17 protein-coding genes are annotated in these 11,987 nt (G+C 44.4%); 16 read left to right on the top strand and 1 reads right to left on the bottom strand.

The genetic code is table 11. The features are described from left to right. Positions 1-8 precede the first annotated feature (8 nt). From OCV99_RS09825 to OCV99_RS09780, 10 genes are all read left to right on the top strand, one after another. A complete protein-coding gene (locus OCV99_RS09825; RefSeq protein WP_117684535.1) occupies positions 9-365 on the top strand; it encodes a hypothetical protein in 357 nt (118 codons plus the stop codon). Next, on the top strand, positions 349-507 hold the full coding sequence (locus OCV99_RS09820) for a hypothetical protein (protein WP_158553871.1): 159 nt from the start codon (positions 349-351) through the stop codon (positions 505-507). The genes OCV99_RS09825 and OCV99_RS09820 overlap by 17 nt, the downstream gene beginning before the upstream one ends. Before the next feature lie 2 nt (positions 508-509). Beyond that, on the top strand, positions 510-2,819 hold the full coding sequence (locus tag OCV99_RS09815) for a coiled-coil domain-containing protein (RefSeq protein ID WP_158370192.1): 2,310 nt from the start codon (positions 510-512) through the stop codon (positions 2,817-2,819). Between the two features lie 388 nt (positions 2,820-3,207). Beyond that, complete coding sequence (locus OCV99_RS09810) at positions 3,208-4,434, top strand: reverse transcriptase domain-containing protein (protein WP_158370190.1); 1,227 nt, start codon at positions 3,208-3,210, stop codon at positions 4,432-4,434. After that, positions 4,382-4,738, top strand: coding sequence for a hypothetical protein (locus OCV99_RS09805; RefSeq protein ID WP_117684531.1), 357 nt, complete (start codon positions 4,382-4,384; stop codon positions 4,736-4,738). The genes OCV99_RS09810 and OCV99_RS09805 overlap by 53 nt, the downstream gene beginning before the upstream one ends. Continuing rightward, complete coding sequence (locus OCV99_RS09800) at positions 4,731-4,937, top strand: hypothetical protein (RefSeq protein ID WP_158370188.1); 207 nt, start codon at positions 4,731-4,733, stop codon at positions 4,935-4,937. Before OCV99_RS09805 ends, OCV99_RS09800 begins: the two co-directional genes overlap by 8 nt. Further along, complete coding sequence (locus OCV99_RS09795; RefSeq protein ID WP_158553870.1) at positions 4,934-5,104, top strand: hypothetical protein; 171 nt, start codon at positions 4,934-4,936, stop codon at positions 5,102-5,104. The genes OCV99_RS09800 and OCV99_RS09795 overlap by 4 nt, the downstream gene beginning before the upstream one ends. Positions 5,105-5,127: 23 nt before the next feature. Beyond that, a complete protein-coding gene (locus tag OCV99_RS09790; RefSeq protein WP_317248094.1) occupies positions 5,128-5,565 on the top strand; it encodes a phage holin family protein in 438 nt (145 codons plus the stop codon). Beyond that, on the top strand, positions 5,552-5,767 hold the full coding sequence (locus OCV99_RS09785; protein WP_118064067.1) for a hypothetical protein: 216 nt from the start codon (positions 5,552-5,554) through the stop codon (positions 5,765-5,767). Before OCV99_RS09790 ends, OCV99_RS09785 begins: the two co-directional genes overlap by 14 nt. Positions 5,768-5,818: 51 nt before the next feature. Then, complete coding sequence (locus OCV99_RS09780) at positions 5,819-7,582, top strand: hypothetical protein (RefSeq protein WP_158370186.1); 1,764 nt, start codon at positions 5,819-5,821, stop codon at positions 7,580-7,582. Between the two features lie 60 nt (positions 7,583-7,642). Here OCV99_RS09780 and OCV99_RS09775 read toward each other — a convergent pair whose 3' ends face one another. Further along, positions 7,643-8,146 carry an SHOCT domain-containing protein gene (locus OCV99_RS09775; RefSeq protein WP_158370184.1) on the bottom strand — a complete coding sequence of 168 codons (504 nt, stop codon included), beginning with the start codon at positions 8,144-8,146 and terminating at the stop codon, positions 7,643-7,645. A 123-nt stretch (positions 8,147-8,269) separates the two neighbouring features. Between OCV99_RS09775 and OCV99_RS09770 the strand changes: the two genes are divergently transcribed. From OCV99_RS09770 to OCV99_RS09745, 6 genes are all read left to right on the top strand, one after another. Then, entirely contained in the window at positions 8,270-8,521 is a 252-nt protein-coding gene (locus OCV99_RS09770) for a helix-turn-helix domain-containing protein (protein ID WP_117684521.1), read from the top strand. Between the two features lie 123 nt (positions 8,522-8,644). Next, positions 8,645-8,776 carry a hypothetical protein gene (locus tag OCV99_RS09765; protein WP_262575307.1) on the top strand — a complete coding sequence of 44 codons (132 nt, stop codon included), beginning with the start codon at positions 8,645-8,647 and terminating at the stop codon, positions 8,774-8,776. 113 nt (positions 8,777-8,889) lie between these two features. Next, on the top strand, positions 8,890-9,171 hold the full coding sequence (locus tag OCV99_RS09760; protein ID WP_158370182.1) for a hypothetical protein: 282 nt from the start codon (positions 8,890-8,892) through the stop codon (positions 9,169-9,171). Beyond that, entirely contained in the window at positions 9,161-9,349 is a 189-nt protein-coding gene (locus OCV99_RS09755; RefSeq protein ID WP_118618077.1) for a helix-turn-helix domain-containing protein, read from the top strand. The genes OCV99_RS09760 and OCV99_RS09755 overlap by 11 nt, the downstream gene beginning before the upstream one ends. A 67-nt stretch (positions 9,350-9,416) precedes the next feature. Further along, positions 9,417-10,469 carry an IS30 family transposase gene (locus tag OCV99_RS09750; protein WP_158370180.1) on the top strand — a complete coding sequence of 351 codons (1,053 nt, stop codon included), beginning with the start codon at positions 9,417-9,419 and terminating at the stop codon, positions 10,467-10,469. Between the two features lie 631 nt (positions 10,470-11,100). Beyond that, positions 11,101-11,529 carry a helix-turn-helix domain-containing protein gene (locus OCV99_RS09745; RefSeq protein ID WP_262575303.1) on the top strand — a complete coding sequence of 143 codons (429 nt, stop codon included), beginning with the start codon at positions 11,101-11,103 and terminating at the stop codon, positions 11,527-11,529. The last annotated feature ends 458 nt before the right edge of the window (positions 11,530-11,987 follow it).

Here is an 11,987-nt window from a genome sequence, read left to right as displayed (position 1 = left end):
GGAGAATCATGAACGTAGGAGCAATTTTGGATAATGTAGCAGGAGAACTGGACGCACAGGTGCTGGCATATATGCAGGAGTACGCAATTCCACCGAGTCTCATGGATAAGGTGCTGGATAGAATCCAGTCACACATGAGGCAGATGAAGTCAGAAGAATACGCCCAGGAATTGATGAAAACACAGATTGATCTGGCGGTAGCCAATACGGAACAGACCGGCACAGAAGAACAGCAACCAAAATCAGGAACAGAGGTGGATGATATCGAAGATTTCAAGAAAAAAGTTGGAATAAAGGGAGGAGACAAAAATGCAGACATTCTCAGCGAAGAAAAACAACAGAGCAACAATGATAAGACCGTATGAGTTGGCGCTGTATTGCGTCCAAGGATATGATATCTGGCAAGAGACACCGGAAGAAAAAAGGCTTGCGAGACCAGGACATCCGGAGGATCTGGAAACGGTAGCTCTGGAAGATACAGCCCATACGATGAAGTTAGGAGGTTAAACATGGCAAACGTAAGGAAGTACACGGAACAGATTGCCAGCGCCAAGAAAGGAAAGGACGTCAGAGCTGCGATTGTTTCTGCAATCAATGAGGTGTCTGATGAGAATAATACATACAATCAGACAAAGGCGGACATCCAGGCGGCACAAAAGTCAATCAATGCAGACGTGACAAAAAACCAGCAGACACAGCAGGCATTTAACAGTAATTTGCAGGAGGCCAAGGAAGTCCAGAAAGACCTGACGGCTAAAATGGACAAAGGGACTACACTGGCGGAAAACCTGGAAAAGAAGAACACAACAGCAACCTCCCTAGACAAGAGCCTGGGAGAAAAAAATACAGCAGCCACAAAGACGGTGCAGACATTAGAGGCAGACATCACGGCAGCAGGACAGGCAGAAAGAAGTCTGGAGGCAGATGTGACAGCGGCCAACAAGGCAGCTCAGACTTTAGAGGCGGATACCACAGCTGCAGGAAAAGCAAAGCAGAGCCTTGAGGCAGATATCACGGCAGCAGGACAGGCAGAAAGAAGTCTGGAAGCAGATGTGACAGCGGCTGGAGAAGCCAAAACAAAACTGGACGCAAGTATCAAAACATCCGGAGAAAACATCACAACCATGCAGAATCTGGTCCAGAACGCTGACCAGATCAAAACAGGACTGGAGGCTGACCTGAACAATGCACAGCAGGCATCAAAAGATCTGAAACAGAATACAGCAGCCAGCGTCACGAAAATTGAAACAGCTGGCCAGACACAGATTGATCTGATTAAGCAGAACGGAGGGGGCGTTGAAAATGCACTCTCAAATTATTTTGCACTCAGGAGAAACGGAAAGGTATTCACAACAAAGATTTATAAATGGGAGACCTCCACAAGCCCTGTGGGCGTGAAAATGAATGCCAATGAGAATATGGTTGCGGAGCCATCTGTGGGAAGAACAGAGGGCAGAGATGATTATGCTCAGTATGGCCTATTTCATCATTTTACCTGCAATTTTTCTGTAGACGAGAATGGTTTCAACCATGTAGATGCCCTGGAGGGCCAGATTGGATTTACCAAGTACGGCAAGGTGCAGGTCGGAGAGGTTACAATGAGCGCCTGGTTCGGTATCGAGGACACTACTGAGGCAGTCCTATATCATTATTCTGACAGCCAGACAGAGCTGACACCGTATCCGATGAAAGAATCTATCAATCCGGACGGAACAATCAGCCCATTCATGATCCATGCCAAGTATGCGGCGGGAGACATTGATGGAGTGCCGTATTCATCAAAAGGCCTGGCACCGGCCAATGGCTGCCAGGCAACACAGGCGAGAAATCCGGTCAGCTACACCGGAATGATAACCTATATGCACAAGCTGGGCGGTCACTATTGCGGCACGACAAGCTGGGATCTGTTCTATAGACAGCTCATGATGATTATTAAATATGCAACCACACACAGCCAGAGCATCATGGCCGGATGTACCTCATACAGCAATCAGAACCAGAACCTGGTAGAAGAAACCGGAGTGATGAGAGTGGTACTAACAAAGGCACAGGCGGCTGGTTATGTGATCGGCTCATATGTTTCCATCGGAGACGTTGGTTCAAACACAAACAGAGACCGGTATTTTTCCTATATACACAACAAAGCATACAGCGTCAAAGTCACAAAGATTGAGGACGTGGATGACAGCAATGCAGCAGTATATGTGGATGCTCCGGAGGCATTCGATACGACATTGACCACATGGATCACAACAATGCCATGGCACAGTGGAGTAACTGATGAGGTGGCCGGCTCAGACGGATCTCCGAACAGCAACACCAATGGGAAAGATCCATACAAGATCCAGGGCATTGAGACCTGTATCGGAGCCTATGAGGTTCTGGGGAATGTGGTCATGGATATTGTTACCGGTGCGGACGGGAATCCGGCCAGAGATGTCTATGTATGCGAGGACGCCAGCACACTGTCCAGCAACATTGCGACAGTGCGGGCAAATTATAAAAAGGCTATCGCACAGGTGGCCTATACAGCGGCATCCTGGAAATATATCACAGAAGAAACAACAGATCCGAACCTGGGCATCATGATTCCTACGAAAGTAGGCGGAGGCTCAACCACAGGATTTGCTGATGGACTGTATACAGATACAGGAACGTCAGGACAGAGAGAGTGGCTTGCGCTGGGCGCTTTGAACCTTGGCGCGTGTGCTGGCCTCTGGCTTCTGCTTGCGAGCTCTGGCTGGTCGGGCGCGAACTGGGCTATCGTCTCTGGCGTTTCTCCAAACGGCACCAGGGGTGAATGGCAGGCAACAGCCTGACAGAGGGGCTTTCCCCTTATAAATAAATAACGGACTTGTAACGCTAAACGGGCGGTTTCCTCTGTGGCTTGCGCTGGGCAATTTGAACAATGGCGCGAATGCTGGCCTCTGGATTCTGAATGCGAACAATGGCTGGTCGAACACGAACTGGAATATCGTCTCTGGATTTTCTTGAAATTTATTTGAATTTCAGCGTTACATTTCGCTCTGTAGGAATGGAGCCACCGGAAAGCAGGTGCGTGGGGCATGTCCCCAAAATACGATTGAAGCCACACTGCCCAGCCGGGAGCCAAGGAGCCTGACTGGACGGGCGCATGGTGCAGTAGGCCATGACGCGGAGTGAGTAGAAAAACCGGAAACTCCTGTATCAAGAAACGAGGACTCACAGTTGAAACGATACTGTAAAAATATACGACTGGATAAAGACTGGATCATGGCCTGTATGCTGGAATGCTTTTCAGACAAATGGAAACGGCGTGATGTGGCAGGATTCCTGGCCGGGTATCAAACCGGTCAACCTCTGTCTGTCAGGGCTGTGAGCAGACTGATCCAGGAGAAAAGGAGCAATGTGGACCCGTTGCTGGAAAGAGCAGCGGAAGATCTGGCAAGGGAAATCAAGGAGCGTGATGTTCATTTCCCGGAAATACACTACTCCATGAGGTATGACGGAAACTCCGGAAAGCTCAGGGAGATAGGCGTGGAGAGCATAAAACAGCAGATATACAATTATGTAGCTGTCAATGCTCTGAAAGAATTATTTGAAAGAAAGATAGGAAAATATCAATGCGCCAGTGTGCCGGGCCGTGGCCAGGTATACGGAAAGAATGCAATAGAGAGATGGATTCGGAAGAATCCGGACAAAACGAGGGCAGGAGCCAAGGCAGATGTGCGGCACTGTTATCCATCTATTAACACAAGAAAGCTCATGAGATTTCTGAGAAAGCAGGTCAAAAATGATGACCTGCTTTATTTAGTGGAGACATTGATTGCATCGTACAAGCAGGGGCTATCCATCGGTTCATATTTGAGCCAGTGGCTATGCAATTACTACCTCAGTTTTGCCTACCACTATGCACAGCAAAAGCTCTTTAAGGTGCAGAAAAGACGTGGCCAGGAGAAACGGACAAGACTGTTCTATAAAATAATCTTTTATATGGACGATATCCTGATCCTGGGACCACGAAAGGTAGACGTCAAAAAGGCCATGCTCATGCTGATCCGATTTTTCAGAGAGGAGCTGGGCCTGGAGATAAAACCGAACTGGAAACTGTTCCAGGTTGACTATATCGGAAAAGATGGAAAGCATCACGGAGATTGCATTGATATGATGGGATACAAAATTTATAGGGACCGCACAGAAGTCCGCCGGAGCATATTCCTCCGGGCAAGACGGGCATATCTGAGATTGAGAAAACAGGTGCAGCGGCGTATGGAGATAGCACTAGATCTGGCGTACCGCTGCATTTCATATTATGGGTGGTTCAAAAATTCAGATTCCGTTCACTTCAAAAAGAAGTATGGAATAGAGCAACTGATGAAATACGCGAAAAGGAGGGTAAGCATTGAAAGCAAGATTCACAACAGAACAGCCGGCGGTCAGCTGGCAGCCGCTTGATAACGGAATGGTGGACGTGACAATCTGCCTCAATGGGCAGGAAGTTACAGAAGAAAATCAGCAGATGGTAGAAAAAGAACAGTATATCACTGTGACAGATACGTTCTGGGAATATGATTTCCACCAGTTCCGGGAAAAAGCGGAAAACGTAAACCGTGAAGCTGTGGAGAAGAATCCGGAGAAATATCTGGAATATGAGCCACAGAAAGAAAAGACACTGGAACAAAAGGTTCAGGAGCAGGAGGAAACAATCAGGATGCTGAAATCATGCCTGCTGGAAATGTCGGAGGCGGTTTATGCGTAAGTTACTAATCAATTTATTTTTATTATGTACAGGAAAGGATGGTATTGCAATGATGGCAATGTTATGGGCACAGGAAATTATGAACCAGGAGACAGTAGAGGACGCAAAGAAAATGTATGAAAGAGTTCCGCGTCTCTTAAAGACAAAAGTGAAAGATATTCTGGTTAGATCCGGAATGGGAGAGATCACAGAGGCATGATGACTAAGCTGAGAATTATATCAAGGCTATGGTCGCACATCACGGACTTGCGGTTGTATATCAGAGGACAGAGCAGCAAGACGCTGGAACAGATTGAGGACGAGCTGGATATAACGGAATACTACTGCAGGCCATACGCTGATGTGGACGATGTGGATGATGTATGAGGGCAGAGGGGAGGTGTAGAAAGATGATGAAAGAGCAGCTATGCACCACGGTTGGAATGGTCGGCGGATTCATAGCAGCACTTTTGGGTGGTTGGGATACAGGATTGCAGACGCTGATGATTCTGATCGGCATAGACTACCTGACTGGCTTGATTGTGGCCGGAGTGTTCCACAAGTCTACAAAGACGAAAAACGGAGCACTGGAAAGCAAGGCGGGATTCAAAGGACTCTGCAGAAAAGCCGTGATTTTGCTGATCGTGCTGATGGCGTACCGGTTCGATATGCTGATTCATGTGAACTACATACGTGACGCCGTGATTATCGGATTTATTTCCAATGAGGCTATCAGCATTGTGGAGAATGCGGGTCTGATGGGGATTCCGATGCCGCCACAGATCACAAAGGCAATAGAGATTTTAACAAAGAAATCAGAGGAGGAACATAGAAATGAAGAAAATTAACTGGGTAAGAAAACTGACAAGTAGAAAGTTATGGACTGCAGTTGCATCATTCGTGAGCATGATGATTGTGGCCACTGGTGGAGCTGAGAACACAGCAACACAGGTCACAGCATTGATTATGGCAGGAGCATCCGTGGTGGCGTACATCATCGGAGAGGGACTGACAGATGCAGCGTGCATTGAGGACGAGACAGAAAAATAACAGGAACAGGGGACGGGAAACCGTCCCTTTTTCTTTGATTGGAGGAAGATCATGGACAAAAAGCAGCTTGAAATTTTGACGAATATTATCGGAGCAGTAGAGTCTGGCGGACAGGTATATGGAAAACGAAGATATGAAGCATACGCCGGAAAGGGAGCAAACTCAGCGAATGAAAAAACCTGCACGTTGGGCTGGGCACAGAATTATGGCAATGAGGCCAGAAAACTCTGTCAGATGATTCTGAAAGAAGATCCGGGAGCATTTCGCGGAGCTGACACTGCAGGAATTGAGTCCAGACTGAGCCAGGACTGGGAGGCAATCGGCTGGAATCCATCCGCAACAGAGAAAGCAGCGCTGATCGCAATCATAACGACACCGAGCGGAAAGAAATGCCAGGATGAGCTGTTTGAACAGCTGATGGAGACATACATCAAACAGGCCGTGGCATACGGAGTCAATACTGTACCAGCTCAGATGATGTGGTGCGAGATTGAACACCTGGGAGGCCTGAAACCGACAAAAAGAATTTTCGGACGTGCGGCCAAACCGTACACGCCGGATAGCGTCTATGCATCATTGATCCTGGATCAGCAGGATACATCAAACAACAACCAGGTTGGAGACAAGATGTATCAGTCCAGACATCAGTGCTGTGTGAAATGGATCAAGCAGTATGTAGGAGAAGAAAAGGAGAGCGCAGGAATGACAGAGAATGAATTGAGACAGATGGTAGCAAACAACATGAGAGGATGGATCGGACTGAAACGGTCAGATAGATCACACATGGTCATTATCAACTTATACAATAGCTGCCTGCCATTGGCCAGAGGGTACAAAGTACAACCAACAGATGACTACTGTGCAACAGGAGCATCTGCAGCGGGAATCAAGGCCGGACTCACGGACATTATTCCAAGAGAGTGCAGCTGTGGATATATGATTCAGCTGTTCCAGAAAATGGGCCGGTGGGTTGAAAATGATGCATATATCCCAGATACTGGAGATTTCGTGTTCTATTATTGGAAAGATGGAACGAATTATGCAACAACGGATTGTACAAGCTGGCCGGATCATGTTGGAATTGTTCTGGAGGTCAATAAGAACACCAGAGAGATTCTAATAGGAGAGTGCAACATGGGCGGCGGATTGGTCGGAACAAGAAAGATCACAATTAACGGCAGATATATCCGTGGATACGGAATACCTGACTATGCATCCAAAGCAACCGGTAAAGGAAACAGTTCTAATTCTGGAACGAACTCCGGAACGACTTCCAGCGGATCAGCATCCGGAGGAATCAATAAGACTCCGAAGTGGGTGGGAGAAATCACACAGGACAATGTTACGGTTAAGACCTGGGCAGGCAGCTCCACAAGCATCAAGTCCTGGCCGGTACTGGGAGCAGGAAACCTGGTGGATATTTGCGATACGATCAAGGACAACAGCGGCCATGATTGGTATTATATCCTGATTGCTAAAAAGGTTTATGGTTTTGTAGATTCATCGTATATTAGACAGGCTGGATCAAATTCCGGAAACAGCTCCAACAAGGCGCCGACCTACAAAGCGGGAACAGTGTACGCTCTGCAGGTTGAACTGAAAGTGAGAACAGGAGCAGGAACAGGCTGCCCAACCAAGAGCTACAGCCAGCTGACACTGGACGGACGGAGACATGATAAAGATCATGATGGATGCCTGGATGCAGGTACTCAGGTAACGTGCCAGGCTATCAAGAATGTAGGCAGTGATATATGGATTCTGGTACCGTCTGGATGGATTGCAGCATATTATGATGGAAATGTATATGTGAAATAATATCAGATGAGTGGTAAATAGAAAGGCCCCGGCGTAATGCCGGGGCCTTTTGTAATTTCTTTAAAGGTTAAGCAACTGAGCCTTTTTGGCTTCAAATTCCTCATCTGTGATTGCTCCAATATCAAGCAGCTCTTTTAATGTTCGTATTTCATCAAGATTAGAGGAGGTAGCGGAACCAGTGGAGCGTTTATGGATATAATTTTCAATATATTCTTTTATTTCAAGAATCAGATGATCCTCTTTTTTAGAGAAAGTGATGGAATTTTCATCTTTTACAGCTCCTGAGACACCGTTTCGTGCATCTCTGCCACCGATGAGAACGATCTGCAAATATCCAGTGGTAAATCCTGGCTTTTTGTATTGCACACCGGAAACATTATTAAGATCATAGGTTTTCTGTCCGATCAATCCCTTATTAACAGCATTAGTGAAACCACGCGGCTCTACCGTGAGAAAGTTATCATGAATAGTTACATTGAATTTTCCGTTGCTTTTCAAATGTATAAGAACGGTATTACTATCAGGGAACTCTTTTTGCTTATCAGCTTTTGTGAATAAATCCATAGTGCATCCTCCTAGATAAATGTGAAAATTATAGTCATGCTGACCTTTAACACAATTATGCTTTTGAAATGTGGTAAAGTCAAGAAAAATTCTGATTATTAACACATGATAGGGGCGTACCGGATGAAGATATACGCATACAAGGGAAAGGATAACCTATGCGGGGAACGCATAAGGTTGGCGAGAGCAAAAAACAGAATTACACAAAGTGATTTAGCGGCGCGTATGCAGGTGGCCGGAGTTGCGATAGAAAGAGATTCGATAAGTCGTATAGAAAGAGGCACAAGAATCGTAACAGATTATGAACTGAAAATATTTTCTAAAGCACTGGGCGTGAGCATGGAATGGCTGACAGACGAAAGCGGGACACTGTAACAATAGTTATGGTGTTTTTCTTTATAAAAAAATACACCCAATGAGTAAAAAAGTAATTGACAAATATACTCAATGGGTATATAATATAATTGTAGCAAGGGAACAGCAGGAAAGGAGTTAAAAATGGAGAACGAAGAAATGAGCAAAGCCGATTTAATAGCAATGTTGGTATCAATTAGAGAAGTAGCAAAAACAAACGGGGAAACACATACAGTAGAACATATAGAAAAGATTCTTGAAGAAGTAAGAAAATAAAATAGAATTAAGGGAACACACGAGGGGCGGATACCTAAACAATCCTGCTAACCGCCCCAAGTGCTTAATTAGATTATAGCAGGAAAAAAATAAAAGGCAAGAGGTGTAATAGAATGAAAGCAGTAAAGGGATATACAAAAAGCGATTATATTGCAATCTGCAAAGAGGAAGAGGGCGGAGAGGTCTTTAATTTCAAATCAATGGACAAAGCTGCCGAATATATTGTAAAATTCTTGCCGGGTTCTTCAAAAAAAGAAGCGGTTGCAGGAATTATCAATGATACTAATTGTGACTGGGTTTTCTTTGAAGATGAAAGCGTCATTTTTAGATATTATGGAAGAGGGTACAACGAAACAATCATAAACGAAATGAGAGAAAATGGATATGGAGTGTAAAGAAACGGATAAAGTGACGATTGAAGAGGCACGCAAACAGCAGGGCATGAGCAGGCGCGAAGTATCGGAATGGTTAGAGATACCATATAGAACGCTGACAAACTGGGAGAATGGGGTACGGAGTTGCCCGCATTATATTGAAAAGCTGATAGTAGAAAAGATATTGCAGGGCAAATAACAAAAAGCACACAGAGAGCCGCAGGACAACAACGCCTGCGGCTTGTTTTACGAAAGAGGGCGGGAACATGGCAAATCAAAAGGGTAGCAGACAATTAAAACACAATGATAGAATCAGATTAGAAGCCTTGTATAATGCAGGACACAAGGTTGTAGAGATTGCAGAGATTTTGCATGTACACCGAAGCACAATTTATAACGAGTTGAAGCGTGGGCAATATGAACATTTGAACAGTGATTATACAAGAGAAATGAGATACAGCGCAGACCTTGCACAACGGAAATATGAGGAAAATTTAAAAGTGCGAGGAACACAATTAAAGATAGGAAATGATATTAAGCTGGCAAATTACATAGAGGACAAAATAATAAATGAAGATTACAGCCCGGACGCAATCATAGGGGAACTGACAGCATTAGGACGGTGGAGCGAGTTCCAGACCCAAATATGTACAACCACTGTATACAGCTATATAGATAAAGGCATTTTTTTGAGAGTAACCAATAAAAACCTACCAGTAAAAAAGAACAGGAAAAGAAAATATAATAAAGTAAAGAAGCAAAAGAGAGCAGAGGCGGGCGAAAGCATAGAAAACAGGCCGGAAATCATAAACAGCAGAGAGGAGTTCGGTCACTGGGAAATGGATAGCGTTCTGGGCCGCCGAGGAAAATCTAAAAATACATTATTAACACTTACAGAAAGAAAAACAAGAGCGGAGATCATATTCAAATTGAATAACCATAGTGCTGAGGAAGTGGTGGCAGCAGTGGACCGATTGGAAAAACGCTGGGGAGAATTATTCAAGACGGTATTCAAAAGCATAACTGTAGACAATGGGACGGAATTTGCCTATTGCGAAGAACTGGAGAGGTCTGCAATAGGAGCCGGAAAGAGAACAAAAATGTATTATTGTCATCCGTATAGCAGTTGGGAGAGAGGGACGAATGAAGTGACAAACAAAATGGTCCGGAGAAAAGTTCCTAAAGGAACAAATTTTGATGATCGAACAGCCGAGGACATCCAGGAGGTTGAAAATTGGATAAACAAATATCCGCGGCGCATCCATGGATATAAATCTGCAGCGGAAATGTTCGAGGAGGAATTGCAAAGAATCAGCTAATACATTCATCTGCAAAATCTCAGACGGCCGGCATGAAACTGGCGGCCTTATTAGAATGCTATCGAAAAAGAAAGATGATATGATGGGAAATAGAAAAGAAACAAATTCTACAAAGAACACGCAACCGTTTTGTGCAAAATAACGATATTGAATTTTTGTCGAAAAAAAGGTTGAAATTTTTAAAATACCAGAAATCAATGTGTAACTCTTGCAAAATCTGCCAATTTGTGATAATATAAAATACTCACATGAGATATGTGAGGTTTGATATCCAATTTTACATAAGATTGACAATGAACCTGTTTTATTTTAATTCTAAAGATGATGGGAAAATATGAGGTGATGAAAGCAGTTTAGAATTTTAGAATAGCAAAAGTTACATATTTAATGATTTAGCAAAAATACTCTAGTTGATTATTAAAAACGAAAAATTTTGTCAGGACTGTAGATGAAATCAACGGTAGAAGTGCGCAAATCTTTATGTAACCTTTGCTTTTTTGATATAAAAAATATGGCTGAGGCAAATAGAGAGTTGGGCTGCATTTAATAAGAACTGTGCAGAACGCAGAACCTATTTGCCTCAGCCTTTTTATACGGAAAAGCCTCCATTAGCATGAAGGAGGTGATGGTGTTGAAACAGGAATGGGTATCGGACCTGGAAGCAACCGGAAAAAAATTAAAGACACTCAGAAAACGGGCCGGCCTGACACAGGAGCAGCTGGCAGAGCGGGTGGGCGGCACCTGTACAAACACCGTCATCTCACGTTATGAACGTGGCAGTACTGAGATGGGAATCCAGACGATGTACGATTTAGCGGAGGCGTTGGGAGTGCCGCCGTCAGAGCTGACCCCGGACCGGCTGCTACATAATAACGATGGCATTCATAATGACAATAACACTTATAAAGCTTCAGAAAATAAATCCTTGGGGCAGCAACAGACCGGCACAGCTGATATTTATTCCCTTTACAGCCAGCTGGATGGGCCGAATAAGAAAATGATAGATGAAATGATAAGTCTGATGCTTTTTAAACAGAAGCATACAGAACGGTTAGCATGAACCGTGTGGATTAAGAAAAACAGGAAAATCCGCACGGTTTATTTTTTTTGTCTTTTTTCAGCGCAGTTTTTATCTAATCTGCACTTTGTTTCAGATTGTTGAAAGTTTCCTTTTTATTGATTTGAGTGACCATGAAAATGATTTTTTAAAATTGGACTTATTTGTCTATTTTTAAACCGGGATTGGACTTTTGCGTTGAGGTAATGTCTGCATGTTCTTGTTAGAATATTTCCAGAGCAGGGGAGCGGACAAGACCTAAGGCTGGATAACCCGAATGGGTGGATGCTCCCCGCTTAATAAAATATCGAATGCCTGACTAGTAAATGCATAAGGGCAAAGGTTCTCATACAGCTTTTTACTTCTGCCATCGGCTTGGAAATAAGCCGCCGGCATGGAGAAAGGGTGTATAGGAGTATACCGCAGAACCCTTGTGCCTTTTTAGCCGGATTGTGTCAGCC

Origin of the sequence: Dorea acetigenes (assembly GCF_025567385.1) — a bacterium.
GTDB classification, from domain to species: Bacteria; Bacillota; Clostridia; order Lachnospirales; family Lachnospiraceae; genus Claveliimonas; species Claveliimonas acetigenes.
This window is presented reverse-complemented; position numbering and strand designations above follow the sequence as displayed.

Coding starts and splice junctions, on each gene's coding strand:
- OCV99_RS09825 (WP_117684535.1), top strand. CDS start 9: ATGAACGTAGGAGCAATTTTGGATAATGTAGCAGGAGAACTGGACGCA.
- OCV99_RS09820 (WP_158553871.1), top strand. CDS start 349: ATGATAAGACCGTATGAGTTGGCGCTGTATTGCGTCCAAGGATATGAT.
- OCV99_RS09815 (WP_158370192.1), top strand. CDS start 510: ATGGCAAACGTAAGGAAGTACACGGAACAGATTGCCAGCGCCAAGAAA.
- OCV99_RS09800 (WP_158370188.1), top strand. CDS start 4,731: ATGCGTAAGTTACTAATCAATTTATTTTTATTATGTACAGGAAAGGAT.
- OCV99_RS09795 (WP_158553870.1), top strand. CDS start 4,934: ATGATGACTAAGCTGAGAATTATATCAAGGCTATGGTCGCACATCACG.
- OCV99_RS09790 (WP_317248094.1), top strand. CDS start 5,128: ATGATGAAAGAGCAGCTATGCACCACGGTTGGAATGGTCGGCGGATTC.
- OCV99_RS09785 (WP_118064067.1), top strand. CDS start 5,552: ATGAAGAAAATTAACTGGGTAAGAAAACTGACAAGTAGAAAGTTATGG.
- OCV99_RS09780 (WP_158370186.1), top strand. CDS start 5,819: ATGGACAAAAAGCAGCTTGAAATTTTGACGAATATTATCGGAGCAGTA.
- OCV99_RS09775 (WP_158370184.1), bottom strand. CDS start 8,146: ATGGATTTATTCACAAAAGCTGATAAGCAAAAAGAGTTCCCTGATAGT.
- OCV99_RS09770 (WP_117684521.1), top strand. CDS start 8,270: ATGAAGATATACGCATACAAGGGAAAGGATAACCTATGCGGGGAACGC.
- OCV99_RS09765 (WP_262575307.1), top strand. CDS start 8,645: ATGGAGAACGAAGAAATGAGCAAAGCCGATTTAATAGCAATGTTGGTA.
- OCV99_RS09760 (WP_158370182.1), top strand. CDS start 8,890: ATGAAAGCAGTAAAGGGATATACAAAAAGCGATTATATTGCAATCTGC.
- OCV99_RS09755 (WP_118618077.1), top strand. CDS start 9,161: ATGGAGTGTAAAGAAACGGATAAAGTGACGATTGAAGAGGCACGCAAA.
- OCV99_RS09750 (WP_158370180.1), top strand. CDS start 9,417: ATGGCAAATCAAAAGGGTAGCAGACAATTAAAACACAATGATAGAATC.